Consider the following 26,579-nt stretch of genomic DNA (forward strand, 5'->3'; position numbering starts at 1 on the left):
CCGACATGCGACGGCCATCCGCGTTGTTCAAGACTGTAACCGAAGGCACTGACAGTTGAGATAGTCGTCCGAACCGCGAGATGGATCACACAGGCCGCCGATCGGGCGGCGACCGAGGAGTCGTAGACGTGCTGGAAGAGGTGGAGGGCTGGCTGAGCAGCCACTCCTGGTCCGCCGCGGACCGCCCGCTGGGGCAGCTGCTGGAGGCGAAGCGCCAGACGGGCCGTACGGTCAGTGTCGTGCTGCCCGCGCTCGACGAGGAAGCCACGGTCGGGGCGATCGTCGCGGTGATCCGTGCCGAGCTGATGACCGAGGCGGTCCCGCTCGTCGATGAGCTGGTGGTGCTGGACTCCGGCTCCACCGACCGCACCGCCGAGGTCGCGGCGGCGGCCGGCGCCCGGGTCGTACCCCGCGACAGCGTCCTGCCACGGCTGCCCGCGCTGCCCGGCAAGGGAGAGGTGCTCTGGCGCTCCCTGCTGGCCACGACCGGCGACATCATCTGCTTCATCGACGCCGACCTGCGCGACTTCTCCCCCGCCTTCGTCTCCGGGATCATCGGCCCGCTGCTGACGGATCCGGACATCCAGTTCGTGAAGGCGATGTACGACCGCCCGCTGGAGACCGGCGGCGAAGGCGCCGGGGCCGGCCAGGGCGGCCGGGTGACGGAGCTGGTCGCCCGCCCCCTCCTCAATCTCCACTGGCCGCAGCTGGCCGGCTTCGTCCAGCCCCTGGGCGGCGAGTACGCGGCCCGCCGCTCCCTGCTGGAGCTGCTGCCCTTCCCGGTCGGCTACGGCGTGGAGCTCGGCCTGCTCGTCGACGCCCTGCACACCGTCGGCCTCGACGCCCTCGCCCAGGTGGACGTCGGCGTACGCAGACACCGCCACCAGGACGGCCAGGCCCTGGGCCGGATGGCCGCCGCGATCTACCGCACCGCCCAACTACGCCTGACCCGCGGCCACTTGGTCCGCCCCCGGCTCACCCAGTTCGACCGCGGCGACGAGGGCTTCGTCCCCCGCACGACGGACGTGGACACCGAGGAACGCCCCCCGATGGCCGAAATCCCGGAGTACGCGGCACGACGGGCGGCGTGAGCCGCGCTCCGTACGTTTGCGCGGATCTGTGGCGGGTTACTTTCGCGACATGGTCTCCGAGCGCAGTGCGGTGCAAGCAGGTGCTGAGGTTCTTGTCGCGTCCAATCGCGGGCCGGTGTCGTACGGCCTGGGGGAGGACGGGACGCTGACCGCCAAGCGGGGTGGTGGTGGGCTGGTGTCCGGGCTGTCGGCGATCGGGCCCGAGACGGATGCGGTGTGGGTGTGTGCCGCGCTCGGTGACGGCGACCGGGAGGCCGTGCGGCGGACGGGTGGTGTGCTGGAGCCGGGCGATACGGGTGGACAGCGCGTCCGGATGCTGGACATTCCGGCCGAGGTGCATGCCGCCGCCTACAACGGCATCGCGAATTCGGTGCTGTGGTTCGTTCACCACATGCTCTATCAGACCCCGCTGGAACCGGTCTTCGATGCGGAGTTCCGGGCGCAGTGGGCGGCCTACGAGACGTACAACGCGGCCTTCGCCGATGCGCTGGCCGAGGGTGCGGCGCCCGGCGCGGCCGTCCTCGTGCAGGACTATCACCTGGCGCTGGTGCCCGGCATGCTCCGCGAGCGCCGTCCCGATCTGCGCATCGCGCACTTCTCCCACACCCCGTGGGCCCCCGCCGAGTACTTCGCGATGCTGCCCGACGACATCCAGCGGAAGCTGGCGCTGGGCATCCTCGGTGCCGACCGGGCGAACTTCCTCACCCGGCGGTGGGCCGAGAACTTCGTGGCCTGCGCCGAGACCGGGCTCGGCGGGCAGTGCGAGCGCGTCCGGCCGGAGGACGGGGCGCCCGGCATCGTGGCGCTCGTGCCGGAGCGCAAGGCGCGCACGACCTGGATCGGTGTGCACGGCCTCGGTGCCGACGCCGATTTCCTGCGCGAGCGCGCGCACCGCCCCGACGTCGAGGAGCGGATGGCGGCGCTGCGTACCGAGATCGGCGGGCCGGGGCGCCGGACCATCGTCCGTGTGGACCGCACCGAACTCTCCAAGAACATCGTGCGCGGCCTGCTCGCCTACCGGCAGCTGCTCGCCGACCACCCCGAGTGGCGCGAGCGAGTGGTGCACCTCGCCTTCGCCTATCCCTCGCGCCAGGATCTCGCCGTCTACCGCGACTACACCGCCGAGGTCCAGCGGGTGGCCGAGGCCATCAACGCCGAATACGGGACGGCGGGTTGGCAGCCGGTCCTGCTGCACGTCAAGGACGATTTCGCCCGCTCGCTGGCCGCCTACCGGCTCGCGGACGTGGCACTCGTCAACCCGATCAGGGACGGTATGAACCTGGTCGCCAAGGAGATCCCGGTGGTGTCGGACGCCGGCTGCGTGCTGGTGCTGTCGCGGGAGGCGGGCGCGCACGAGGAACTCGGCGCGCATGCCCTCACCGTCAATCCGTACGACGTCGTCGGCACCGCCGAGGCGCTGCACGAGGCGCTGTCGATGGACGACGGCGAGCGCGCGGCGCGCACCGAGCGGCTGGCCGCGGCGGCCACCGCGCTGCCGCCCGCCCGGTGGTTCCTGGACCAGCTGCGGGAGCTGCGGGGGGAGGACGCTCAGGAGGGTTCGCCGCCCGCCTGAGGCGCGTCCCCGCCTACGCCCCGTGCGCCCCGCTTTCGTCCAGCCGGGTCGCCAGGGCGCCGAGCAGGCCGACGACCCCGGCCGGGCCGTCGACGACCAGGTCGGCGCGTTCGGCGAGTTCGGTGACCTCGTTGCTGCCGCTGCAGACCAGGACGCCCGTGAGGCCGTCGGAGCGGAGCTTTTCGACGGCGGCGAAGGCGGCCAGGTCGCCGAGGTCGTCGCCGGCGTAGAGGACGGTGGCGGCGCCGGTCTCGCGGACCCATTCGGCGAGGGCGACGCCCTTGTCCATACCGGGCGGGCGGAGTTCCAGGACGAGGCGGCCCGGTTCGACGATCAGGCCATGGCGTTCGGCGAGCGCGGTGAGCGGGCCGCGCAGCTGGTCGAAGGCGTCCTGGGGGTCGGTGGCGCGGCGGGTGTGCACGGCGAGGGCGCGGCCGCCCTTGCGCTCGATGGCGGTCTCGATCCAGGTGCCGTGCCAGACACCGGAGGCGTCCAGGACGCCGGGGAGTTCGGCCTGTATGGCGGCGACACCGGGGTGCGGGGCGGGTGCGTGGAGGGTGCCGGTGGCCGCCTCCCAGCGTTCGGCACCGTAGTGGCCGAGGACGGTGAGGTGGTCCAGGCCGGGTACCTCCGCGAAGCCGCCGAGGCGGACCGCGACGGTGGCCGGGCGGCCGGTGAGCACCGCGGCGGCGCGCAGCTGGGGCACCAGACGGCCGAGGGCGGCGACGGCGCCGGCATGGGCGCGGGCCTTTTCCGGGTCGGGGACGATATCGGCGAGGGTGCCGTCGAAGTCGAGGGCGAGGACGGCGCGTTCGGGGTGGGCCAGCAGTGCGGCGAGGCCGTCGCGGCCGGCGGGGGTGTGCGGGACCGGCACGGAGCCGGGTGTCGGCTGGGACTGCGGCGCGGCGTTCGGGTGGCTGCCCATGGCGCCGACCCTACCGGCGGGCGGCGGGCGCCGGGGGTACCTCCGGCGGCAGCCGGGGGGGTGTACGGGCGCATCGGGGCGGCGGCCGGGGCGCCCGGTCAGCGGCGGGCGCGGCGGGCGTCCCGTATGCGGCGCAGGCGGTTGACGGTGACGGGGTCGTGGGCGAGCGCGCGGGGGTCGTCCAGCAGGGCGTTGAGGAGTTGGTAGTAGCGGGTCGGGGAGATGCCGAGCTGTTCGCGGATGGCGCGCTCCTTGGGGCCGGGGCCCGGCCAGGAGCGGCGCTCGACGGCGAGCACCGCCTCGTCCCGGGCGGAGAGCCCCGAGGCGCGCTCGGCGGCCCCGAGCTCGCCGCCCGGACCGCCCGCACCCGCCGTACCGCCCGTCATCACGCTTCCACGATAAGCGCACGGTCGGACAAGGCCCGGCCCGTCGCCCCGGCCGCGCCGCGCCGGGGCGCCTGCCCGCGCCCCCGCCCGCACCGCGTCATTCGGCGGTCTGGTCCGTCGTGTCCGCGGTGTTCTGGATGTCCGTGAGCACGCCGGACGGGTTGCCCCTCGGGCCGACCGCGGCGCCCATCTTCGCCTTGACGGTCTTGGAGACCAGCGGCCAGGAGGTCTTGTTCGCCGGGTAGAACTCGGCGTTGACGAGCTGCTTGAGGAAGCCGTGGAACTTGGCGTACTTGTCGTCGGCCAGCATCGCCTGAGAGCCGGAGGTGGTGACCGGCAGCAGGCCGTATGAACCGGAGAACTTCTCGACGTTCTCCTTGCTGTAGACGAAGTCGAGGAACTTGCCGACCTGGGTGCGGTGGCCCCCCTGCTTGAAGGCCATCATCCAGTCGGCGACGCCCATGGTGGCCTTGGCCTTGCCGTGGGAGCCGGGCAGCTCGACCGTGCCGTAGTCGATGCCCTTGGCCGCGGCCTGCTTCATCAGGGTGGGGTGGCCGTTGAGCATGCCGACCTTGCCCTCGGTGAAGCCCTCGAAGGCGTCCTCGCGGTTGAGCTTGGCGGGGTCGGTGCCGGTCAGGCCCTTGCCGACGAGGTTCTCCTTCAGCCAGTTGAAGGTCCTGACGTTCTCCGGCGAGTCGATCGTGTACTTGCCGATGCTGTCGGTGTAGCCGCCACCACCGCTGAGCATCCACTGCAGCGTCTCGGCCTGGGTCTCCTCCGGGCCGAGCGGCAGCGCGAAGGGCATCTTGACGCCCCGTGCCTTCAGCAGCTGGGCGTCGTGGGCGATGTCGTCCCAGTTCTGCGGCGGGGAGGTGATGCCGGCCTCGGCGAACAGCTTCTTGTTGTAGAAGAGCCGCCGGGTGCTGGCGCCGAACGGCATGCCGTACTGGACCCGCTTGTATTCGCCGGCCTCCGCGAGGGAGGGGGTGAAGTCGGCCTGGGTGGTGACGGTGACCAGCTTGTCGACGCTGTAGAGCTGGCCCTTGGCCGCGTAGTCGGCGTAGGCGCCGATCTGGGCGAGGTCCGGGGCGTGGCCGTCCTTGACCAGGTCCTCGACCTTCTTGTCGACATCGGTCCAGCTGTAGACGTCGACATCGATCTTGATGCCGGGGTTCTTCTTCTCGAAGGCGCGGGAGAGCTCGTCCCAGTAGTGCTGGGAGCCGTTGGACCGGCTGTCGCCGTAGTCCGCCGCGATCAGTTTGAGAGTGACGTCGTCGTCGCTACCGGCGCCGGTGCCGCAACCGGTAAGAGTCAGTGTCATGGTGGTGGCGATTGCCGCCGCCAGGCTCAAGTACCGCCGCTGCACTGCTGTTACCGCCCTTTGTCCTGAAATTCCGTGCTTGGTGGGTATTACCCCGGCCGCCTCAGGGATCGCCCTCCAACGGCATGAACAGCGAGTCTCCCCCGCGCTCTTTACAAGGTCTACACCACCCCCCGTTTCGCTCCGGCAGCGGCCTTCCGGTCACCCGTCCGACCCGATCGCCCCGGTGAGTGGACTAGACCTTTCAGGCCGGATCGCGCAAAACTGTTCCCGTGAGACACGTCATCGCCCTGGATGTGGGCGGCACCGGGATGAAGGCCGCCCTCGTGGGGGTGGACACCGCGTCCTCCGGGGGCACACCGCCCGTGCTCCTGTACGAGGCGCGGCGCCCCACCGGCCGCGAGCACGGCCCCGACGCGGTGGTCGAGGCCATCCTCGGCTTCGCCGCCGAGCTCCGCGACCTCGGCACGGCCCGCTACGGCGCCCCCGCCGCGGCGGCCGGCGTCGCGGTCCCCGGCATCGTCGACGAGCGCTCCGGCACCGCCGTCTACGCCGCGAACCTCGGCTGGCGGGACGTACCGATGCGGACGCTGCTCTCCGAACGGCTGGGCGGAGTGCCGGTCGCCCTCGGCCACGACGTCCGCACCGGCGGCCTGGCCGAGGGCCGGATCGGCGCGGGCCGGGACGCCGACCGGTTCCTGTTCGTCCCCCTGGGCACCGGGATCGCGGGCGCCATCGGCATCGGCGGCCGGATCGAGGCCGGTGCGCACGGCAGCGCGGGCGAAATCGGCCACATCGTCGTACGGCCCGGCGGGCGCGAGTGCGGTTGCGGGCAGCGCGGCTGCCTGGAGACGCTGGCCTCGGCCGCCGCGGTCGGCCGTGACTGGGCGGCGGCCTGCGGCGATCCACAGGCCAACGCGGCGGATGCGGCCAAGGCCGTGGCGTCCGGCGACGCGCGGGCGCACACCGTGTGGCAGCGCGCCGTGGACGCCCTCGCCGACGGTCTGGTCACCGGCCTCACCCTGCTCGACCCGCAGACGCTGATCATCGGCGGCGGGCTCGCCGAAGCGGGCGACACGCTCTTCACACCTCTACGGGAAGCGGTCCGCCGGCGCGTTACGTTCCAGCGGCTCCCCTCGATCGTTCCGGCGGCCCTCGGGGACGCCGCCGGGTGCCTGGGCGCAGGACTGCTCGCCCGGGATCTTCTCTCCACGGAGGTAACCGCCTGATGGCACAGCAACAGTCCGCGCAGCGGCCCTCGGACCCCCGGCGCACCATCCTGGCCGGCGCCCGGATCGCCCGGCCGTCCGGCCTGGTCGAGCACGGCCGGATCACCGTCGAGGGCGGGCTCATCGGCGATGTCCACAGCCGGGACCTCGACCTGGCCGACGGGGTGTCCGGCAGCATCATGGACCTCTCAGGCCACCTCATCGTCCCCGGCTTCATCGATATCCATGTCCATGGCGGAGGCGGTGGCTCGTTCTCGTCCGCCGACCCCGAAGAGTGCATGACGGTGGTCGACACCCACCGCAGACACGGCACCACCTCGATGCTCGCCTCCACCGTCACCGGTGAGCTGCCCGACCTCGCCCGGCAGGCCGCGGTGCTCGCCGAACTGGTGCAGCAGGGCGAGCTGGCCGGTATCCACTTCGAGGGCCCGTTCATCTCCCCGCACCGCTGCGGCGCCCACCAGCCGGAACTGCTGCGCGACCCGGACCCGGCCGACGTCCGCAAGCTCCTCGACGCCGCGCACGGCACCGCGTCGATGATGACCGTCGCCCCCGAACTGCCCGGCGGCCTGGAGTCCGTACGGCTGCTCGCCGACGCGGGCGTGATCGCCGCCGTCGGCCACACCAACTCCTCCTACGACGCCACCCGCGAGGCGATCGACGCGGGCGCCACCGTCGCCACCCACCTCTTCAACGCGATGCCGGCGCTGGGCCACCGTGCGCCCGGCCCGGTCGCCGCGCTCCTGGAGGACGAGCGGATCACCGTCGAGCTCATCAACGACGGCACCCATCTGCACGCCGCGGTCCTGCAGCTGGCGGTCCGTGAGGCGGGCGCCGAGCGGGTCGCGTTCATCACCGATGCGATGGGCGCGGCCGGTATGAACGACGGGATGTATCCGCTCGGCCCGATGCAGGTCGAGGTCAGGGAGGGCGTCGCGCGCATCAGCGAAGGCCCCACGGCCGGTTCGATCGCCGGCTCCACCCTCACCCTGGACCGCGCCTTCAAACGCGCCGTCACCCTCGACGGCCTGACGGTCGACCAGGCCGTACAGGCGCTTTCGGCCAATCCTGCCCGCCTCCTGGGCATCGACGGCCGCACCGGTTCCCTGCAGACCGGCAAGGACGCCGACCTGGTGGTGCTGGACGCGGCATACGACGTGGTGGGGGTCATGCGCCGGGGCGAGTGGCTGGTGCGCCCGCGGGGTGCCTGAGGGCTCCGCCCGCGCACCGGGCAGGTGGGCGGCCGCCCCTCCAGCAGGCCGTGGACCCTACGGCGGCGGAACCGGGTCTGGGCCAACCACCACCGACGATGGCATGATCGCTCGCGCACTTGTCCGCATGCCACCGCCGAACGCGGTTGCCCGACGCCCGGCCGCCCGGCCATGACTGCCCGGAGGGGCGACCATGATCCTTACGGTCACGCTGAACGCCGCCCTGGACATCACCTACCGCGTCCCCCGGCTCCACCCGCACACCACGAACCGGATCACCGAGGTGTCCGAACGCCCCGGCGGCAAGGGCCTGAACGTCGCCCGGGTACTGGCCGCGCTCGGCCACCGTACGGTCGCCACCGGCTTCGCGGGCGGCGGCACCGGCGAGGCGCTGCGCGCACTGCTCGCGGAGACCGAGGTCACCGATGCGCTGGTCCCGGTCATCGGCGCCACCCGCCGCACGGTCGCCGTCGCCGACGCGGCCACCGGAGACACCACCCAGCTCAACGAGCCCGGCCCGGTCGTCTCCCCCGCCGAGTGGGACACCTTCCTGGGCACCTACCGCGAACTGCTCGGCGAGGCACGGGCGGTGGCCCTGTGCGGCAGCCTGCCGCCGGGCGTGCCGGTCGATGTCTACGCCCGGCTGACCCGGGCCGCGCGCAGCGCCGGCGTCCCGGTCCTCCTCGACACCAGCGGTGAACCGCTGCGCCGCGGGCTGGCCGCCCGCCCCGACCTCGCCAAGCCCAACGCCGATGAACTCGCCGCGCTCACCGGCAGCACCGAACCGCTGCGCGCCGCCCGCGACGCCCGCCGCCGCGGCGCCCATGCGGTGGCCGCCTCGCTGGGCCCCGACGGCATGCTCGCGGTGACCGCCGACGGCGCCTGGCAGGCCGCCCCGCCGCAGCGGATCGCCGGCAATCCGACCGGCGCCGGCGATTCAGCGGTGGCCGGCCTGCTGTCGGGCCTGGTGGACGAGCTGCCGTGGCCGGACCGCCTGACCCGCGCGGTGGCCCTGTCCGCGGCGACCGTACGGGCCCCGGCAGCGGGCGAGTTCGATGCGGCGACGTATGAAGAGCTGCTGCGCACAGTCAAGGTGGCAGCGCCTTCGCCGGAGACGCGCAGGGTGAAGTGACTCCGGCGTCAGGCGACCGGCCGGGCCGTTCACCGCAGAGCAGGCCTGGTGCCCTCGCCGGGCACACCGTGGCCGGCGAAGAGTTGTTCCCCGTCGTGGGGATACCGACCGTCCACGTGACACGCCTCCGTTGTTGAGCGGAAGGACGTCCGGGACGTCCCTCGGGGGCGCGCCGTCAGTTGCTCAGCTCCTGGCCAGCCAGACCTTGTCGAGGTTCACGTCGCACTGGTTCCCGCTCTCGCAGGACAGCTTGACGGTGTTGGTGCCCTTGTTGAGCTGCACATACGACCAGGTCTCGGTCCAGCCCTTGTCCCAGGCGCCCTCCGGGGCGTGGGCGAAGTTCTCCATGTTGATCGGCCGGCCGTCCGCCGTGCCGTTCACGTTCAGCGTGAGGTTGGCGTCCTTGCCGGGAACGCCGTAACCGACGTAGAGCTTGTACTTGCCGGGAACATCGACATCGACCGACCAAGTGGCTGCTGCGCCCGGGGTGTTCATGCCCCCCACATACGTCCCGCCGGAAGAGCGCGCGCCCGGTACGTCCTTGGCCGTGGTCGCACCGCCGTCGAGCCGCAGACCGCCCGCGTCCCCCTTGGGCAGCTTGCCGGGAGCGGGCTTCTTGGTGGGCTTGTCATCGGGGGCCACCGTGTCACCGGCCGTCGGGCCCGGCTTGCCCGCGGTGTCGTCCTTGGAGTCCTTGCCGTTGGTGAGCATCGCGACGCCGATGCCTATGCAGACCACCGCGACCACGGCGACGGCACCGATCAGCAGACCGTTACGGCCGCGGCGCGGCTCCGGGCCGCCGTTGCCCGGCACCGGGGCGGAACGCGTGCGGTCACCGCCGGGCAGAGTCTCCGGTGCGGCGTAGTGGGCGTTCTGCTGCCCGTACGTCACCTGCTGCGGGGCCTGCTGGCCGTACTGGCGCTGGCCGACCGCGCGCACCTGGTTGTAGGACGTCCGCGGAACCCCCGGCTGCCGCGCCGCCGCACCGTCGCCCGCCGAGCCCTGGGCGCCGCCCTCGCCGCCCTCGGAGCGGTAGAGATAGGCGAACGGGTCGTCGTTCTCCGGCGTGTCCGCGCCGTTATTGCCGGCCGTCATTCCGTGTCACTCCCAAGCGATCTGTGCGCGTCTGTACGCGTCTCTACGCGTCCGCAGGCTTCATTGCGCGAACTGTCTTTCGGGCCCCCGGCGGCGCCGCGCCGCACCGGCGCAGCCTACCCCCTCAAGCCCCGCGCACACCGTGCCCGAACAGCCACAAGATCGCTACGGAACGGTGAACTGCTGGTGCGGGGCCCGGAGCGCGGCCGGTGTGAGATACGCGGCATCGCGCGCGGACGTCGCGGCGGACGCCGGCCGCTCAGCCCGCCGCCCGCCGGTTCGCCTTCGAGCGGGAGCGCTTCTCGACGTACATCCGCTGATCGGCGGACTCCAGCACTTCCTCGGCCGACATCCCGCAGCTCGCCCAGCCGATACCGAAGCTGGCGCCCACCCGGACCGCGCGGCCCTCCACCCGGATCGGCGGGATGATCGCGTTCCGCAGCCGGACCGCCAGATCCTGGGCGTCGGCGGTACCGAGGCCGTCGGCGAGCACCACGAACTCGTCGCCGCCGAGCCGGGCGACCGTATCGCCGTCCCGGACGCCGCTGGTCAGCCGGCGGGCGACCTCGATCAGCACCGCATCGCCGGTGTTGTGCCCGAAGCGGTCGTTGATCGACTTGAAGCCGTCGAGGTCGCAGAAGAGGACCGCGAGCCCCTTGGAGCCGTCGTCGGCCGGCCCGTCCGCGGGGGCGACGAGATGGACATGGTGGTCGAACGGGGGCGGCGGCCCGCCCTCGAAGCCGTCGAGCCCGTCGAAGGGCTCGTTCCCGTCCGGCCGGAAGCCGTGCGGATCACGGGGATCGACGCTGAGGGTGCCCGAGGAGGCGTAGGCGTCCGCCATCGAGCCGGGCGGGCGCGAGCACAGCCGGGCGCCGAGCCGGGCCCGCAGCTCGGCGCTGTTGGGCAGCCCGGTCAGCGAATCGTGGCTGGCGCGGTGGGCGAGCTGCAGCTCGTGCCGCTTGCGCTCCTCGATGTCCTCGACGTGGGTGAGCAGGAAGCGGGGACCGTCGGTGGTGTCGGCGACGACGGAGTTGCGCAGCGAGACCCACACATAGGTGCCGTCCCGGCGGGCCAGCCGCAGCTCGGCGCGGCCGCCCTCGGCGGAGGTGCGCAGCAGGGTGCCGATGTCCTCGGGGTGGACGAGGTCGGAGAAGGAGTAGCGGCGCATCCCGGAGGCCGGGCGGCCCAGCAGCCGGCACAGCGCGTCGTTGGTGCGGAGCAGCCGTCCGTGCTGGTCACCGCCCATTTCGGCGACGGCCATCCCGCTCGGCGCATACTCGAACGCCTGCCGGAAGCTCTCCTCGCTGGCGCGCAGCGCCTGCTGCTCGCGCTCCAGCCGGACCAGTGCGCGCTGCATATTGGCCCGGAGCCGGGCGTTGCTGATCGCGATGGCGGACTGGAAGGCGTACATCTGCAGGGCTTCCTGGCCCCAGGGTCCGGGCCGCCGGCCGTTGCGCGGCCGGTCGACGGAGATCACCCCGAGCAGCTCGCCGCCGCCGTTGGCCGCGGTGTACATGGGCGCGAAGAGGCGGTCCATGGGGTGCCACTCGTCGGGAAACCGGGGCGCGGGTCCGGCCGTGTGCCACTGCGGTACATCGTCGTCATCGAGCACCCAGCCCTCGGTATGCGAGATGAAGCACAGGTCGCCCCAGCGCTCGCCCATGGACAGCCGGCGCTCCCAGGAGGCGCGGGAGCCGACCCGTCCGGCCATGAGAGCCTCGGCGCCCGCGCTGCCGGCGACCGCGGCGACGACGAGATCGCCGTCGGGACGGACGAGATTGACCGCGGACAGCTCATAGCCGAGCCCGGTGATCACACCGTCGGCGACCGTCTGCAACGTGTCCGCAAGGCTGCGTGCGGTATTCAGCTCGGCGACCACTTGGTGCAGCTGCCGCAGGGTCGCAAGACGGACGTATGGCTCCGACTCGGTCTCCATCGCTCGCTCTCCCTGAGACCTCGACAGCAAACTCCACGATTTCTTGTCGTCCGATTCCCCGCTCACTGAATCACAGTGAGCTGTTCACTCGGTACACAGGGTCAACAATTAGCGCCTGCTGTGACTCAAGTCACAATCCAGAAAGGACGGTTGGCGATCTTCCATAAAACCGCCACGGGAGCGCGCCTTCACTCTTTCTACACTTCCTGAACGCAAATTCCGAGCGCGTCGGTCCTCCGTCGTCAGACCTAGGACGCGAGTGGTCCCCGGGCCTGATGCGAGCCGCGGTCGGCCGAAGTTAGCGTTTATGGCGTGTTCACGAAGACTCCTGCCGATGCGGCGGCCTCCGGGCCCGTCGCCCACCCCGTACCCGCCGTCGCCCTCACTTCCGTGCCGGGCGGCGCGCCGATCCCGCATTCTGTTGGGGTGAGTGACGACGAGTTCCGTGCCGCCCTGTCCCGCCTAGCCGCCGGCGTGGTGCTGATCACTGCCCACGACCCGGACGGCGGCCCGCACGGCGAGGACGTCGGGATGACCGCCACGGCCTTCCTGTCGGTATCGCTCGACCCGCCGCTGGTGATGGTGAGCGTTCGCAATGACTCACGGATGGACGACCTGCTGGAGCTGCAGCCCGACTGGGCCGTCTCGGTGCTGTCGGGACATCAGCGGCAGATCGCCGGACGATTCGCCATGAAGGGCCGCATCAGCGACCGGCTGCTCTTCGAGGACATTCCGCATGTACGGGGCGAAGTGTCCGGTGCTCCCCTCATCGGGGGCGCGCTGGCGACCCTGGAGTGCCGTACCGAGCAGCGGGTCGTGGCCGGCGATCACACCCTGGTCATCGCCCGCGTACTGGCCACGTCGGTCCCGAACGAGGACGACGGGCCGCTGACGTACTTCCGGGGGAAGTACCGGCAGTTGGCGTGAGGCCGGGGCCGGTGGCGGTCAGCCCCAGTCGCGGCCCGAGCGGCCGCGCTTGGTATCGCCACGCTGCTTCTTCTCACGCAGCCGCCGCTCGTTGATGCCCCGTGGGATCCGCGATTTACGGCGCGGCTTGGGCGGCGGGGCGGTGGCCTCGGCGAGCAGCGCGGCCAGCCGGACGGCGGCGGTCTCGCGGTTACGCCACTGCGAACGGTGCTCGGAGGCCCGTACGGACAGCACTCCGTCGATCAGCCGGCCCGCCAGCCGCTCCAGGGCGCGCTCCTTCCACACCGGCGGCAGCGCCTGCGTCTTGTCGAGGTCGAAGCGCAGCTCTACCTGGCTGTCGCTGGTGTTGACGTGCTGGCCGCCCGGACCTGAGGAGCGCGAGAAACGCCAGACGAGCTCGGCCTCTGGAAGGACGACCGAACCGCGGATGACATAGGGCCCGGACATGCGTCCTATGATCCCGCGTCGCGCGCTGCCCCGTCACCCGCTTTTCGGGGTCCTCTCAGAGCGTTCACATCAGAATTCGGCAAAGAGAGTAAAGACTGCAGGAACCTGACGGTCCCCTCATGGCGTTGTGGTGGGTGACGGTAGCTTCGTGCGCAGTACGGAGCCCGACGCTTCGACGAGTCGACAAGGAAAGGGACATCCCATGGCTGTAAGCCTGTCCAAGGGCGGCAACGTCTCCCTCACCAAGGAGGCACCGGGCCTGACCGCCGTCACGGTGGGCCTCGGCTGGGACGTCCGCACGACCACCGGCACGGACTTCGACCTCGACGCGAGCGCGATCGCGGTGAACCCGAGCGGCAAGGTCTACTCCGACCAGCACTTCGTCTTCTTCAACAACAAGGCGACGCCGGACCAGTCGATCGTGCACACCGGTGACAACGTCACCGGCCAGGGCGAGGGCGACGACGAGCAGATCAACATCAACCTGGCGGCGCTGCCGGCGGACATCGACAAGATCGTCTTCCCGGTCTCGATCTACGACGCCGAGAACCGCAGCCAGAACTTCGGCCAGGTGCGGAACGCCTTCATCCGCATCATCAACCAGGCCGGCGGCACCGAGATCGCCCGCTACGACCTCAGCGAGGACGCCGCCACCGAGACCGCCATGGTCTTCGGTGAGCTGTACCGCAACGGCGCGGAGTGGAAGTTCCGCGCGGTCGGCCAGGGCTACGCCTCGGGCCTCGTCGGCATCGCGCAGGACTTCGGCGTCAACGTCTGAGCCAGAGCAGGGCTTCGGCGTCAGCGTCTGAGCCGGAGCAGGACTTCGGCGTCAATAGCTGAGCCAGATCTGCGTCCTGGCGCAGTCAGCGCAACGGAGGGCCGGTTCCCCGCATGGGGGGCCGGCCCTCGGCGTATTTGGGGGCGACCCTCGGCGCGTATGTGGGGGCCTACGCGCGGATGGGGCGGGCGTGGTGGCGGGGGGCGCGGTGGTGCGGGGCGCGGTGGTGGCGGGCGCGGTGATGGGGGCGCTGGCGCGGGTGACGTGCCGGGTGACGGCGGGGGCTGCCCGGCGGGGAGTATGTGCCGCTTGGCGGTGGGCGTTGCGCCACCCTGCGGTGGGTGGGCCGCGTGATGGCGGGGCCGCCCGGCGGTGAATGGTGCCACCTATGTGTGGCACCCGGCGGGGGTGTGCGCCGCCCGGGGGTGGGTGCTGCGCCGCTCGGCGATCGGGGGTGCGCCGTGCGGCCCGTTCAGGCGACCGCGTCCACGGCTGCTTCGGGGGGCGTGGCCAGCGCCGCCACCCCGTCCAGCGACAGCCCGAGCGCCCCGGCCAGCGCGGCGATCGTGAAGAACGCCGGTGTCGGCGCCCGGCCGGTCTCGATCTTCCGCAGCGTCTCGGCGGACAGCCCTGCCGCCGCCGCGACCTCGACCATGCTCCGCTCGCCGCGCGCCGTCCGCAGCAGCGCGCCAAGTCGCTCGCCGCGTTCACGTTCCCGAGGGGTCAGAGGAGTTCGCACCATGCCTGTGATACTAATACCGGTAAACAAATACCGGTAAATAAATACCGCCTGCTGCCGCCGGACGCGGCGCGGGCGGCGGTGAGCGGGAGGTCAGGCACATGGTGGAGATCAAGACGGACGCGGCACTGGACGCGATGAGGGTGGCCGGCCGGGTCGTCGCCGACGCGCTGGAGGCGGCGCGTGCGGCGGCCGCGCCGGGCGTGCGGCTGCTGGACCTGGACGAGGTCGCCCATACGGTCCTGCGCGAGGCCGGCGCCGACTCACCGTTCCTCGGCTACCGCCCGAACTTCGCCCCCACCCCGTTCCCCGCCGTCCTCTGCGTCTCCGTCAATGACGCGATCGTGCACGGTGTCCCGGACGGGACCCGGCTGCGCGACGGCGACCTGGTGAGCATCGACTGCGGCGCCCTCGTGGACGGCTGGGCCGGCGACGCGGCCCTCAGCTTCACGGTCGGCACCGCCCGCCCCGAGGACCAGCGGCTCATGGACACCACCCGGCGGGCGCTGGAGGGGTGGTCGTGCGGGGGGATGCCGGTCTGCGCGAACGGCTCGGTGAGCGCACCATGGAAGCGGCGCCGGGCCGGGGGTGGCACCGTCCCGTCCGCCGCCGTCCTTCTGGAGCGCAACCATGAGCCCATCCGCCGCGGAACCCGCGCACACCCCCATCAGCGTGCTGCTCTGCGACGACCATGCCGTCGAACGCGCCGGGCTGCTCGCCCTGCTCAGCAACGCCCCCGGCATCGAGGTCATCGGCGAGGCCAGGAACGGCGAGGAGGCCGTGGCCCTGGCCGCTGCGCTCCGCCCCGACGTCGTCCTGATGGACCTCCAGCTCGGCTCCGGTAGCGACGGCGTGCAGGCCACCCGGCGTATCACCCGCCCCGATGGCCCCGGCTCCCCCCATGGCCCCTACTCCCCCCATGTCCTCGTGCTGACCACCTACGACACCGACGCCGACATCGCCCGTGCCCTCGAGGCCGGCGCCGCCGGACATCTGCTCAAGGCCGAGCCGCCGGAGGAGCTGTTCGCCGCGATCCGGGCCGCGGCAGAGGGCCGCAGCACGCTCGCCGCGCCGGTCGCCCATCGCGTCCTCGCCCAGATGCGCAGCCCGCGCCCCACCCTCACCGACCAGGAGCTCGACATCCTCCACCGGCTCGCCCGCGGGCTGAGCATCCGCGAGATCGCCCGTGCGCTGTCCGCCAGCGAGGCCACGGTCAGAACGCACCTGGACCGGATCTACGACCAGCTCGGCGTGAACTCCCGGACCGCCGCGGTCTCCGTCGCCAGGGAGCAGCGGCTCCTGCCCTGACCGGACCGCACCGGACCGCACCGGACCGCACCGGACGGCGGCTTCACACCGCGTGACACCATCAGGGTGTGATCGACCTCGGCTACTCCCTCTCCCGCCGCTTCCCGGATCCGCCGCAGACGGACTACCGGACCGCGGACGTGCGCACGCTGCGCCATGACCTCTTCTGCGGCGACGTCTATCTCGCCGACACGAAGACGGACCGCGAGCTGTCCACGGCCTGGGGCTGGGTGCCGGTCCTCGACTTCGCCTGGGCGCTGTGCGACATCGTCGAGCAGCTCGACACCGACCCCCGGGGCAATCGCTCCGCCCGCCCGGTCCACGCCGAGCTGGACTTCACCGAATCCGCCGACCGGATCTTCTTTGAGCGCCGGTTCGGGTGGGTGGACGTCGACGCCGACTGGATGCCGGCCGACGAGGCCCCGCTCACCTTCAACCACTCCGCGCTGCGCCGCGAGGCCCGCGACTTTCTGCACGACCTGCTCGCCGACCTCACCGATATGCACGACGGCCTCGGCGACAACCCCACCATCTGGGACCTCCAGGCCCGCTTCCCCCGCGTCTGAACCCCGGCAAGACACCCCCGTTCCAGCCCTGCGCCGGGCGGCACCCCACCCCCACCCCTACGCCGGGCCGGGCCTTACGCGCCGCCCCCGCCGTGCACCGGCTCGGGTTCCACGCCGTCCCCCATACGACGGCCCGGGTCCCACGCCATAGCCGCCGCACACCGGCTCAGGCTCCATGCCGTCCCCCCGTGCGACAGCCCGGGTCCCAAGCCGTGGCCGCCGTAAACCGGCTCAGGCTCCACGCCGCCCCCGTGCGACGGCCCGGGGCCCAAGCCATGGCCGCGTACCGGCTCAGGCTCCACGCCGCCCCCATACGAACGGGCCCGAGTATCGAGCCGTCCCGCCGCACGCCGGCTGCGCTCCACGCCGCCGCCCCGGCGCCCGGGCCCACGCCCGACCCGGACTTCCGGTCGACAGGCCGCCACCTCACTCCACCCGCACTCCTATATGGGCCGCGAACGCCGGGGCCAGATCCAGTAGTTGGGCAGGGCTGATCACCGCGCCCGACAGCCGGTCGATCCCCCGGGCGATGTCCAGTGCGGCCACGCCCCGCAGATCGACGTCCTTCATCCGCGCCTCGGAGAAATCCACCCGCGCCAGAGTGCAGTCGTCGAACGTCACCCGCTCCAGTACCGCCCCCGCGAAGTCCGCTTCGACCAGCACACAGCCCTCGAAGGCGACATCCCGCAGCTTCGCGCGCCGCAGATTCGGGAAGTCGATCTTCCCTCCACGCACCACGACCCGCTCCAGCACCGCCCCGTGCAGCTGCGTCCCGCCGAGCCGGGCGTCCGACACCTCCACATCGCGCAGTGACGCCTGGGACAGATCCGTGCCGACCCCGCGGACACCACTCAGCACGCTGTCGATGATCCGCGCCCGGCCGAGCACGGTCTCGTCCAGCGCGCACCGCCGCACCGCGCAGTCCATGAAGCGTGCGCCGCGCGCCGACTGCCCGGCCCAGTCGCCGTCCGCGAACTCCAGCCCCTCGTAGTCCCCTTCGACCTCCAGCTCCCCGCCGTCGTACACCGTCAGCGCCGGAAGCCGCACCTCCGGCCGCCGCACCGCCCGCACCGTCTCCTTGCCGCGCCCTGCCACGCGATCACCGCCTTCCGTACCGTCCGTGACCCACCCGCGCCTGCACACCCCATCGTGAACCACACCACTGACAGCGCGCCCTGACCTGCGAAAACATCCGCATTCCCGGTCGCTCGGGAGCTCCCACCGCGCCCCGCGCGGGTCCCGGCCGGGCGCCGCGCGCCCACTCCCCGTCACAGGAGGCCAGGCGGCCAGGCGGGGAGGCGGCAAGGAGGGCAGGAGGACAGCAGGGCAGGAGGACAGCAGGGCAGCAGGGCAGCAGGCACGATGTGCCGCGCCGCACGAACCGCCTTGACCTCAACCAGGCTTGAGGTAACAGAGTGGCGGGCGGTCGCCCACCCACCGTGGCCCCCCACCGAGGCCCACCCCCCAAGGAGACACCGCCATGCACGCGATACGGCTGCACGCCTTCGGCCCCGCGGAGAACCTCCGTTACGAGACGGTCGAGGACCCGCGCCCGGGGCCCGGAGAGGTCCGTATCGCGGTGGCGGCGGCCGGTGTCCACCTCCTGGACACCGCCCTGCGTGAGGGCAGACCGGGCGGGCCGGCGCCGCTCCCCGAGCTGCCGACTGTGCCCGGACGGGAGGTCGCCGGCACGGTCGAGGCGCTCGGCGAGGGCACCGACCCCGACTGGCTCGGCCGACGCGTCGTCGCCCACCTCGGCATGGTTCCCGGCGGCTACGCCGAACGCGCCGTCGTCGCCGCCGAGCGGCTGCACGTGATCCCCGAGAACCTGGACGCGGGCCAGGCCGTCGCCATGATCGGCACCGGTCGCACCACCATGGGCATCCTGCTCTTCGCCGACCTCACCGCCGACGACATCGCGCTCGTCCCCGCGGCCGCCGGCGGCATCGGCTCCCTGCTCGTCCAGCACGCCAAGAACACCGGTGCCACGGTCATCGGCCTGGCCGGCGGCACCGCCAAGGTGACACGCGTCCGCGAACTGGGCGCCGACCTCGCCGTCGACTACACCCGCGACGGCTGGCCGTCCCTGGTCCGGGCCTTCCTCGACGGCCGGGACGCGGCCGGCGCCACCCTCGTCTTCGACTCGGTCGGCGGTGCCCCCGGGCGCGCGGCCGTGGATCTGCTCGCCAAGGGGGGCCGTCATCTGGTCTTCGGCTGGTCCTCCGGAGGTCTCCTCACCGGCGGTCCACTGGAGTTCGCGGAGGGCGAGCTGACGGCCCGCGGGATCACGTCGGAGCAGGTCCTCGGCCCGCCGATGCTGGCCAGGGCCGGCGGCGGCAACCCGCTCCGCACGCTGGAGACCGCGGCCCTGGCGGAGGCCGCGGCGGGCCGGCTGGTACCGGCGGTCCAGCACTTCCCCCTGGCGGAGGCCGCGGCCGCGCACCAGGCGCTGGAGTCCCGCGCCACGATGGGCAAGGTCGTCCTGGTGCCGTAGGGCGTAACTCCTCAGGGGCGGGGCGGGGCGAGGTTGGACGCCATACGGGGCGGGGCGGTCGGCTCCGCCCCAATCCCGCTTACCCGCCCAACCACCCAACCGTCCGACGTCCGACCGGCTGACGTCCGGCCGACGACCAACCGCCCCGCCCTACCGCACCACCGCCATCTCCCGCGCCGTCTGGTTCAGTCGCCGACCGCCGGACTCGGTGCACGTCACGATGTCCTCGATCCGCACCCCGAACCGGCCCGGCAGATAGATCCCCGGCTCGATCGAGAAGCACATCCCGGGCACCAACGGCAGATGCTCGCCCTCGACCAGATACGGCGGCTCATGCGTGGTCACCCCGATGCCGTGCCCGGTCCGGTGGATGAAGTACTCGCCGTACCCCGCGGCCTTGATCACCTGCCGGGCCACCCGGTCGACGTCCTGGCACGCGATGCCCGGCCGCACCGCCTCGAACGCCGCCTGCTGCGCCTCCCGCACGATGTCGTGTACCTTGCGCTCCTCGGCGCCCGGCTCCCCGACGTGCACGGTCCGTGTCGTGTCCGACCCGTAGCCGTCCTTGAGGCCGCCGAAGTCGAGCACGACCATGTCCCCGTCCTCGATGACCCGCTCCCCGGGCTCGTGGTGCGGATTGGCGCCGTTGGGGCCCGACCCCACGATCGTGAAGTCCACCTGACTGTGCCCGTGCTCGGTCAGCAGCCGCACCAGATCGGCCGCCACCTCGGACTCCCGCCGCCCGCCGAAACGGACGGTCAGGATCTCCTCGTACGTCGCGTCGGCGGCGGCCCCGGCCGCGGCCAGCAGCTCCACCTCCTGGGCGTCCTTGACGGCGCGCAGCATCGGCAGCACCTCCGTCAGCGCGGCGTACGCACTGCCCGGCACCGACCGCTGGAGCCCCAGCAGATGCATCGCCCAGGTCGAGTCGGACATCCCGTAACGCCCCTGCGGGTCCATCCACTTGGCGACCTCGGCATACGGGTCCGAACCATCGGTCCACCCCGACACCTCCATCGCCCAGGCCCCTGGGGAGTACTCCGCATCCGGGTACTCCAGTACGGGCACCAGCAGCCGCGAGCGCCGCCCCGGCTCGATCACCAGGGCGGTCAGCCGCTCGGTGACCGCCGTCGGCCGGTAGCCGCACAGCCACGTCAGATCCGGCCCCGGCGTCACGATCAGTCCGGCCAGCCCGGCATCGGCGGCGGCCCGGCCCGCCCGCGTCATCCGCCGCTCGTAGTCCACCTGTGTCATCGAAGTCACCATGGCGGCGAACTTACGCCGATCCGGCCCCTTGGGCCCGCCGAATTCCCTCCCCCATGGGCCTCTTCACTCCTCCAGTTCACGCCTCCCGTTCTTCCCGGGCTCGTCCCCGCGAGGTCGTCCACCCATCCCCACGGGCTCATCCACCCGCCCCCACGGACTCATCCACCCATCCCCACGGTTACCGGCTCCCCAGCCAGCGGCCCTCGCGCCCATACCGAGCCACGCCGGTCCGACCGGACCGACCGGATCGACCGGACCGACGCCCTACCCGACCTTCACCGTGCCGCCCGTGCCAGCCGTGGCAGCCGAGCCAGCCGAGCCAGCCGAACCACCCAAGCCACCCGACCCGATAGAACCGCGGTACTCCCGCAGCGCGCGGGCGCTGTTCCAGCCGAGCGCGCCCACCACGCGGCCGTGGAGCCGGTAGAGCGCGACAAAGGTGCGTGCCCCTGGATCGCCGTCGACGCATTCCACCTGGGCGTCGGCGGGACACCGGCCATGGAACTGGATCTTGGCGTCGTACTGATCGGTCCAGCCGAACGGGACCGGTGTGTAGGGCACGGCGTCCCCGGGGGCGGCGAGGAGGTTCCTGGCGGCGGTGCGGGACTGTTCGGTGGCGTTCATGCGCTGTTCGAGACGGACGCGGCCGCCGGTGGCCGGGTCCGGCCAGTTGGCCACGTCTCCTGCCGCGTACACCCCGGGCGCCGCCCGGCAGTGGCTGTCGCAGCGCACCCCGTCCTCCAGGGGGAGGCCGGAGCCGGCCAGCCAGCCGACGGCCGGCACCGAGCCGATCGCGACCACGACCACGTCGGCGGGGAGCCGGGTGCCGTCGTCGAGCGTCACGGTGGTCACCCGGCCGCGCGCGCCGGTCACGCCGGTGACACCGCGCCCCGTGTACAGCCGGACCCCGTGGTCCCGGTGCAGGTCCGCCACCAGCCCGCCCACCCAGGTGCCGACCTGGCGGGCCAGCGGGGTGGGCTCGGTGTCGACGAGCGCGACGTCCAGGCCGAGGCCCCGCGCGGTGGCGGCGATCTCGCTGCCGAGGAAGCCGGCACCGATCACCACGACCCGGGGGCCGGCCCCCAACTGCGCCCGCAGCGTCAGGGCGTCGTCGAGCGTGCGCAGCACATGCACACCGGCCAGGTCATGGCCGAAGGGCAGCCGGCGGGGCCGCAGCCCGGTGGCGAGGAGCACACCGTCGTAGCGCAGCCGGTCCCCGTCGGCCAGGGTGACGGTGCGCGCCGCCGGGTCCAGCCCGGTCGCCCGGCAGCCCAGCCGGAGATCCAGCTTCAGGCGCCGGAGGTCCGGCTCCTGGCGCAGCACGGTCCGCTCCGGCTCCCAGCCACCGGCCAGCACCTGCTTGGACAGCGGCGGCCGGTCGTACGGCGCCCACAGTTCGTCACCGACCAGGGTCAGCGACCCGGTGAAGCCTTCGCGCCGGAGGGCGTCGGCCGCGGTGAGCCCCGCGGCCGACGCGCCCACCAGGACGATCCGGTCCATGGCAGGCACTACGGCAGCACCTCGATGGCCAGCGCCGGGCAGCGGGCGGCGGCTTCCTCGACCGGGGCGCGCTGGGCGTCCGGCGGGACGGCGTCGAGCAGCACGACGATGCCGTCCTCGTCACGCTGGTCGAAGACCTCGGCGGCGGCCAGTACGCACTGCCCCGCGCCGACGCACTTGTCCTCGTCAATGATGACCTTCATCGGAATTCCCCTTCTCCTGTGGGCTTCGGTGACGTTCGGCAGCCGGGCCGGCTACCAGGTCACGGGCAGTTCGTGGACGCCGTAGATGAGCATGTCGTCGCGCATCGGCACCTGGTCGGCCGGTACCGCCAGCCGGAGGGAGGGGAACCGCGCGAAGAGGGCGGACAGCGCGGCCTTCATCTCCACCCGGGCCAACTGCTGCCCGATGCACTGGTGGACGCCGTGCCCGAACGCGAGGTGCGGGCTGTAGGGCCGGTGTACGTCCAACGCGTCGGGGTCGCCGGAGAACTGCGTCGCGTCCCGGTTCCCCGAGGACAGGGAGGCGAGCACCGTGGCGCCGGCCTCGATGCGATGGCCGTCCATTTCCACGTCCTCCAAGGCGACCCGGCGCAGCCCGTACTGGATGATCGTCAGGTACCGCAGCAGCTCCTCGACGGCGCTGTCCATGAGGGCGGGGTCGGCGCGCAGCGCCGCCAGCTGCTGGGGGTGGCCCAGCAGGCACATGGTCCCGAGCGCGATCATGTTCGCGGTGGTCTCGTGCCCGGCGATCAGCAGCAACGAGCCGACACCGGCCAGCTCTTCGTCGGTGAGACGTCCGGACTGCACCAGCCCACTGAGGATGTCGTCGGTGGGGTGGGCGCGTTTGGCGGCGGCCAGTCGGTGGATGTACTGGTTCATCGCCATGTGGGCCTGCTGGACTTCTTCGTGGCTCGCGTCGAGCCGGAGCAGCATGGCGGAGTTCTCCTGGAATTCCTCCCGGTCCGCGTACGGCACCCCCAGCAGCTCACAGATCACCAGCGACGGGATGGGCAGGGCGAAGGCCTGGAGGAGGTCGACCTGGCCCTCGGCGCCCGCCATCGCTTCCAGCTGCTCGGCGACGATCCGCTCGACCGCCGGAGCCAGCTTCTGCATCCGGCGCACCGTGAACTGGCCGGTGAGCAGCCGCCGGAACCGGGTGTGCTCAGGGGGGTCCATCATGATGAACATGCCCGGCGGGGGCGGCGGCGGCGGTGCGTCGGCCGGCGCGGGGTCACCGGGCCGGACCCGTCGGCGGTTGGCGCCGAACCGGGGGTCGGCAAGCACGGCCCGCACGTCCGCGTACCGGGAGACCAGCCAGCCCTTCGCACCGTCCGGGAAGGTCACCGGGGTGATCGGGTCCTCCTCCCGCAGCGTCCGGTATCCCTCCGGCGGACTGAAGGGGCAGGTCCGTTCCGTGGGCTGGGACCTGGTGGTGGGCTGTGTACCGGTCATCGAACGGTCCTTTCCAAGGGGTGTGACTGGTCGTCGCTCGTGGTGACGGGGGCGTGGCAGCGGTGGGTACCGACGGAGCGCCGGTAGACGCGCCACCCCACGAGTGCGCCGAGCGCGAAGACGACAGGTCCGAAGACATCGACCGAGCCGAGGGCGACGGCCTGTCCGGACAGGAACAACGGGAGCTGGACCGACAGCATCAGGAGATTGCCGGCGTAGAGGACCAGGCTGCCTTTGATGAAGGCCCGGCGGCGCACCGTGCAGCGGCGCCACGCGGTCCGCTCCCCCGTGGCCAGCCCCACCAGCACGCCCAGCGGCGGCCAGCCGAGCAACAGCAGCACCGGCGTCACCACGGCCATCACCCCGTGCACCACGAGGTGTGGAAGGAAGAAGTTGGTGGCCTCTCCGGTGCGCCCAGCCAATACGCCCTGGACGCAGACCAGGGCGAGCACGCCGAGCGCCTGCCGCACGGGCTCCTTGCGCACCAGCCGGTGGATAAAGACCCCGGCGCCGGTGGTGAGGGCGAGCGTCAGCGCGACGCCGAGCCGGTGGGTGAGGGCGAACGTCACGGTGAATCCGAAGACGGGCGTCACGTCGATCACGGTGCTGCGCAGCCGGTTCCGGACGGCGGCGGGGACGGCGTCCGCACCGCCGGCTTCATGGTGTGCGGCAGGGTCCACGGGGTCTCCAGACGTCTCGGCGGACGGTGGTCGTTCCGGTGTCGTGGCTCCAGACAATCGGGTGCCGTTGACCGGCCCCGGTCGGCAACCTGACCATTGCCTGACAGCCGGGGCCCGTGGACGCCTTCGCCGCTCATCCCGCCGGGGGAACCGGCGGACGGGCCGGCACGTTGTCGTCGCAGACTCCATGACGCGATTGGTGCCTGCCATGCATTCCGCCTCGCCCACGAGTGGCGCACCGCTGCCCCGAGGAAGCGGGCAGCGGCTGCTCGTCGTGGACGACGACCCGCGGATGGCGGAACTGCTGGAGACCACGCTGAGCCTCGCGGGGTACGAGGTCGCGACCGCCGGCTGCGGCGGCGAGGCCCTGCGCTCCTACGCGGAAGAGCCCCCGGATCTGCTGGTGCTGGACGTCCTGCTGCCCGACCTGGACGGGTTCACCGTCTGCCGGAGGCTGGTGGAGAGCGGGGCGCGGCTGCCGGTGCTGTTCCTGACCGCGCGGGACTCCGTCGAGGACCGGGTGACGGGCTTCGCGATGGGCGCGGACGACTACCTCACCAAGCCCTTCAGCCTTCCCGAACTCCTGGCCAGGGTGCACGCCCTGCTGCGGCGGGCCGGCCGGGCCGCGGAGCCCGGCCCGCTGCTGTGCTTCGCCGATCTGACCGTGGACGAGCGCAGCAGACGGGTCCGTCGCGGGGACCGGATGATCGCGCTGTCACCGACCGAGTACAAGCTGCTGCGCTACTTGCTGATCAACGCCGACCAGGTGATGTCGAAGGAACAGATCATGGACCACGTGTGGCAGCACCACTTCGGCGAGGGCGTCGTCGAGAAGCTGGTGTCCCGGCTCCGGGCGAAGGTCGACGCCCACGCGCCCGCCCTGATCCACACGATGCGCGGCTTCGGCTACAGCCTGCGCCTCCCCGAAGGCGGGTGAGATGGCCGGCGCCTGGCGCGGCTCCCTGCGGGCCCGCCTGATGGTGGGGGTCGTCCTGCTGGCAGCCGTGGGCATGGTGGCCGTCAACGCGGTGTCGCTGATCGGGCTGCGGCTCAACCTCGTCGATGTCGCCGATACCACCCTCACCAAGACCCGGGAGACCGTTCAGCACCGGGTGCACAGCCGGCGCGCCCCGATCGATGAGGACAACCTCAACTCCCTGATTCCCGACGGCGCCTACATCGCGCTGGTCGACGAGCAGGGCCGGGTGGTTGCCCAGACCCCGGCCCGGGACCTCGACGGGCAGGCCCGCTCCCGTCCCGACCTGCCGACCCCGCTCCCCGACGGCTTCGCCGCGCACATCGTCACCCTCTCCGCCCAGGAAACGCCCGTCCCCCGGTACCGCACCCTGAGCTTCCCCCTCGGCCACACCGCCACGGTCCGGCCCACCCCGGGCGCACCGCCACAGAAGTTCAACAGGGTGGTGGTCGCCAAGAGCCTCCAGCCGGCCGAAGACGTCGTGTACTGGCTGATCGGAGCCGACGCCGCCGCCACCCTGGCCGTGCTCGGGGGCATCGTGCTGCTCAGCCGCGGGGTACTGCGCGTGGGCCTGCGCCCGTTGCGGGACATGGCCGCGACCGCGACCGCGATCGCCGACGGCGACCTCGACCAGCGCATCGAGGTCGCCCGGCGCCACTCCGAGGTGGGAGAGGTCGGCACCGCCCTCAACCGGGCCTTCGACGAACGGCAGCGGTCCGAGGAGCAGCTCCGGCAGTTCGTGGCCAACGCCTCCCATGAGCTGCGCACTCCGCTGACCACCATCAGGGGCTGGGCCCAGCTCCATCTGCACGGCCTGGCCCAGGACCCCGCCCTCATCGAGCGCGCGATGCTGCGCATCGAGGGCGAGGCCGCCCGGATGCACACCATGGTCGAGGAGCTGCTGCTGCTCGCCCGGCTCGACCAGGGCCGCCCGATCGCGCAGGCGCCGGTGAATCTCGGCGCGCTCGCCGACGACGCCGTCACCGATGCCTGCGTCGTCGCCCCCGGCAGGCCGATCACCGTCGAGGTGCCGGGCGAGGTGTCCGCCTGCGGCGACGAGGACCGGCTGCGCCAGGTCCTGCAGAACCTCCTGAGCAACGCACTGCGCCACACCCCGCCGGACACCCCGGTATCCGTGACGGCACGCTCGCTGCCCGACGGCACCGTGGAGCTGGCGGTCACCGACCAGGGCCCCGGTATGCCCCCCGCGACGGCCGAGCGGATCTTCGAGCGCTTCTACCGCGGCGACGAGTCCCGCGACCCGGCCAGCGGCGGCACCGGCCTCGGCCTGAGCATCGTCAAGTCCATCGCCGAGGCCCACGGCGGCACCGCAACCGTCCACACCACCCTTGGCAAGGGCAGCACCTTCACCGTGGCGCTGCCTGCGGCACGTTGAACAACCGGCCGGGCGGGCTTGGTTGCCCCGGCCTCCGGCCTTCCCGCCGATGGGTCACCCGTAGACGCCTGAAGCCCCAGGCCATTCACCGGCCCAGGGCTTCTTAGGGCCAGGGGTCGGCAGCGGCTGTCTGAGGCCAGATGGATTTT

The 26,579-nt window shown here is 72.3% G+C and carries 25 protein-coding genes and 1 pseudogene; 13 read left to right on the forward strand and 13 right to left on the reverse strand.

Annotated features, from left to right (window positions below):
- The first annotated feature begins 128 nt into the window (after positions 1-128).
- Both AB0C46_RS22350 and AB0C46_RS22355 read left to right on the forward strand, forming a co-directional pair.
- Positions 129-1,091: a glucosyl-3-phosphoglycerate synthase gene (locus AB0C46_RS22350; RefSeq protein ID WP_362829751.1), complete on the forward strand. Its 963-nt coding sequence runs from the start codon at positions 129-131 to the stop codon at positions 1,089-1,091.
- Between the two features lie 49 nt (positions 1,092-1,140).
- Positions 1,141-2,664, forward strand: a complete 1,524-nt coding sequence (locus AB0C46_RS22355; protein ID WP_362829753.1) for a trehalose-6-phosphate synthase — start codon at positions 1,141-1,143, stop codon at positions 2,662-2,664.
- Positions 2,665-2,677: 13 nt separating this feature from the next.
- Here AB0C46_RS22355 and otsB read toward each other — a convergent pair whose 3' ends face one another.
- The 3 genes from otsB to AB0C46_RS22370 all read right to left on the reverse strand — a co-directional run bounded on the left by otsB (position 2,678) and on the right by AB0C46_RS22370 (position 5,296).
- Positions 2,678-3,589, reverse strand: coding sequence for a trehalose-phosphatase (gene otsB / locus AB0C46_RS22360; protein WP_362829755.1), 912 nt, complete (start codon positions 3,587-3,589; stop codon positions 2,678-2,680).
- Positions 3,590-3,687: 98 nt separating this feature from the next.
- A complete protein-coding gene (locus AB0C46_RS22365; protein ID WP_362829757.1) occupies positions 3,688-3,975 on the reverse strand; it encodes a DUF3263 domain-containing protein in 288 nt (95 codons plus the stop codon).
- Between the two features lie 97 nt (positions 3,976-4,072).
- A complete protein-coding gene (locus AB0C46_RS22370; protein WP_362829759.1) occupies positions 4,073-5,296 on the reverse strand; it encodes an extracellular solute-binding protein in 1,224 nt (407 codons plus the stop codon).
- Positions 5,297-5,568: 272 nt separating this feature from the next.
- On the opposite strand from AB0C46_RS22370, the gene AB0C46_RS22375 reads away from it, so the two are divergent.
- From AB0C46_RS22375 to AB0C46_RS22385, 3 genes are all read left to right on the forward strand, one after another.
- Positions 5,569-6,525: an ROK family protein gene (locus tag AB0C46_RS22375; RefSeq protein WP_362829761.1), complete on the forward strand. Its 957-nt coding sequence runs from the start codon at positions 5,569-5,571 to the stop codon at positions 6,523-6,525.
- A complete protein-coding gene (gene nagA / locus AB0C46_RS22380; protein ID WP_362829763.1) occupies positions 6,525-7,736 on the forward strand; it encodes an N-acetylglucosamine-6-phosphate deacetylase in 1,212 nt (403 codons plus the stop codon). Before AB0C46_RS22375 ends, nagA begins: the two co-directional genes overlap by 1 nt.
- A 193-nt stretch (positions 7,737-7,929) precedes the next feature.
- On the forward strand, positions 7,930-8,868 hold the full coding sequence (locus AB0C46_RS22385; protein ID WP_362829765.1) for a 1-phosphofructokinase family hexose kinase: 939 nt from the start codon (positions 7,930-7,932) through the stop codon (positions 8,866-8,868).
- A 183-nt stretch (positions 8,869-9,051) separates the two neighbouring features.
- Here AB0C46_RS22385 and AB0C46_RS22390 read toward each other — a convergent pair whose 3' ends face one another.
- Entirely contained in the window at positions 9,052-9,963 is a 912-nt protein-coding gene (locus AB0C46_RS22390) for a CBM35 domain-containing protein (protein WP_362829767.1), read from the reverse strand.
- A gap of 259 nt (positions 9,964-10,222) precedes the next feature.
- Positions 10,223-11,899 (reverse strand): diguanylate cyclase CdgB, encoded by a 1,677-nt coding sequence (cdgB, locus tag AB0C46_RS22395; RefSeq protein ID WP_362829769.1) that lies wholly within the window; start codon positions 11,897-11,899, stop codon positions 10,223-10,225.
- A gap of 312 nt (positions 11,900-12,211) precedes the next feature.
- On the opposite strand from cdgB, the gene AB0C46_RS22400 reads away from it, so the two are divergent.
- Positions 12,212-12,826 carry a flavin reductase family protein gene (locus AB0C46_RS22400; RefSeq protein WP_362829771.1) on the forward strand — a complete coding sequence of 205 codons (615 nt, stop codon included), beginning with the start codon at positions 12,212-12,214 and terminating at the stop codon, positions 12,824-12,826.
- 18 nt (positions 12,827-12,844) lie between these two features.
- Here AB0C46_RS22400 and arfB read toward each other — a convergent pair whose 3' ends face one another.
- Positions 12,845-13,273: an alternative ribosome rescue aminoacyl-tRNA hydrolase ArfB gene (gene arfB, locus AB0C46_RS22405; protein ID WP_208681537.1), complete on the reverse strand. Its 429-nt coding sequence runs from the start codon at positions 13,271-13,273 to the stop codon at positions 12,845-12,847.
- A gap of 202 nt (positions 13,274-13,475) precedes the next feature.
- Between arfB and AB0C46_RS22410 the strand changes: the two genes are divergently transcribed.
- Complete coding sequence (locus AB0C46_RS22410; RefSeq protein ID WP_244419317.1) at positions 13,476-14,051, forward strand: TerD family protein; 576 nt, start codon at positions 13,476-13,478, stop codon at positions 14,049-14,051.
- Between the two features lie 472 nt (positions 14,052-14,523).
- Here AB0C46_RS22410 and AB0C46_RS22415 read toward each other — a convergent pair whose 3' ends face one another.
- Positions 14,524-14,793 (reverse strand): helix-turn-helix transcriptional regulator, encoded by a 270-nt coding sequence (locus tag AB0C46_RS22415; RefSeq protein WP_362829774.1) that lies wholly within the window; start codon positions 14,791-14,793, stop codon positions 14,524-14,526.
- Between the two features lie 98 nt (positions 14,794-14,891).
- Between AB0C46_RS22415 and AB0C46_RS22420 the strand changes: the two are divergent.
- The 3 genes and pseudogenes from AB0C46_RS22420 to AB0C46_RS22430 all read left to right on the forward strand — a co-directional run.
- Positions 14,892-15,302, forward strand: a pseudogene (locus AB0C46_RS22420) (M24 family metallopeptidase); the annotation flags it as partial.
- Positions 15,303-15,420: 118 nt separating this feature from the next.
- Complete coding sequence (locus AB0C46_RS22425) at positions 15,421-16,098, forward strand: response regulator transcription factor (protein WP_362829776.1); 678 nt, start codon at positions 15,421-15,423, stop codon at positions 16,096-16,098.
- A 68-nt stretch (positions 16,099-16,166) separates the two neighbouring features.
- Complete coding sequence (locus AB0C46_RS22430) at positions 16,167-16,664, forward strand: hypothetical protein (protein ID WP_362829778.1); 498 nt, start codon at positions 16,167-16,169, stop codon at positions 16,662-16,664.
- A gap of 426 nt (positions 16,665-17,090) precedes the next feature.
- Here the strand turns inward: AB0C46_RS22430 and AB0C46_RS22435 are convergent, their stop codons facing one another.
- Complete coding sequence (locus AB0C46_RS22435) at positions 17,091-17,735, reverse strand: pentapeptide repeat-containing protein (RefSeq protein WP_362829892.1); 645 nt, start codon at positions 17,733-17,735, stop codon at positions 17,091-17,093.
- A gap of 409 nt (positions 17,736-18,144) precedes the next feature.
- On the opposite strand from AB0C46_RS22435, the gene AB0C46_RS22440 reads away from it, so the two are divergent.
- Positions 18,145-19,158 (forward strand): zinc-binding dehydrogenase, encoded by a 1,014-nt coding sequence (locus AB0C46_RS22440; RefSeq protein WP_362829780.1) that lies wholly within the window; start codon positions 18,145-18,147, stop codon positions 19,156-19,158.
- A 150-nt stretch (positions 19,159-19,308) separates the two neighbouring features.
- Here AB0C46_RS22440 and AB0C46_RS22445 read toward each other — a convergent pair whose 3' ends face one another.
- The 5 genes from AB0C46_RS22445 to AB0C46_RS22465 all read right to left on the reverse strand — a co-directional run bounded on the left by AB0C46_RS22445 (position 19,309) and on the right by AB0C46_RS22465 (position 24,058).
- Positions 19,309-20,412: an aminopeptidase P family protein gene (locus tag AB0C46_RS22445; RefSeq protein WP_362829893.1), complete on the reverse strand. Its 1,104-nt coding sequence runs from the start codon at positions 20,410-20,412 to the stop codon at positions 19,309-19,311.
- Between the two features lie 276 nt (positions 20,413-20,688).
- Positions 20,689-21,924: an FAD-dependent oxidoreductase gene (locus AB0C46_RS22450; protein ID WP_362829895.1), complete on the reverse strand. Its 1,236-nt coding sequence runs from the start codon at positions 21,922-21,924 to the stop codon at positions 20,689-20,691.
- A gap of 8 nt (positions 21,925-21,932) precedes the next feature.
- Positions 21,933-22,127, reverse strand: a complete 195-nt coding sequence (locus AB0C46_RS22455) for a ferredoxin (protein WP_362829782.1) — start codon at positions 22,125-22,127, stop codon at positions 21,933-21,935.
- A 51-nt stretch (positions 22,128-22,178) separates the two neighbouring features.
- Complete coding sequence (locus AB0C46_RS22460) at positions 22,179-23,378, reverse strand: cytochrome P450 (protein ID WP_362829784.1); 1,200 nt, start codon at positions 23,376-23,378, stop codon at positions 22,179-22,181.
- Positions 23,375-24,058 carry a DUF3159 domain-containing protein gene (locus AB0C46_RS22465; protein ID WP_362829786.1) on the reverse strand — a complete coding sequence of 228 codons (684 nt, stop codon included), beginning with the start codon at positions 24,056-24,058 and terminating at the stop codon, positions 23,375-23,377. The genes AB0C46_RS22460 and AB0C46_RS22465 overlap by 4 nt, the downstream gene beginning before the upstream one ends.
- A gap of 208 nt (positions 24,059-24,266) precedes the next feature.
- Between AB0C46_RS22465 and AB0C46_RS22470 the strand changes: the two genes are divergently transcribed.
- Positions 24,267-24,995, forward strand: a complete 729-nt coding sequence (locus AB0C46_RS22470; protein ID WP_362829788.1) for a response regulator transcription factor — start codon at positions 24,267-24,269, stop codon at positions 24,993-24,995.
- A 1-nt stretch (position 24,996) separates the two neighbouring features.
- Positions 24,997-26,430 (forward strand): HAMP domain-containing sensor histidine kinase, encoded by a 1,434-nt coding sequence (locus tag AB0C46_RS22475; RefSeq protein ID WP_362829790.1) that lies wholly within the window; start codon positions 24,997-24,999, stop codon positions 26,428-26,430.
- Positions 26,431-26,579 lie beyond the last annotated feature (149 nt).

It is taken from the genome of Streptomyces sp. NPDC048637 (assembly GCF_040650675.1).
Taxonomy (GTDB): domain Bacteria; phylum Actinomycetota; class Actinomycetes; order Streptomycetales; family Streptomycetaceae; genus Streptomyces.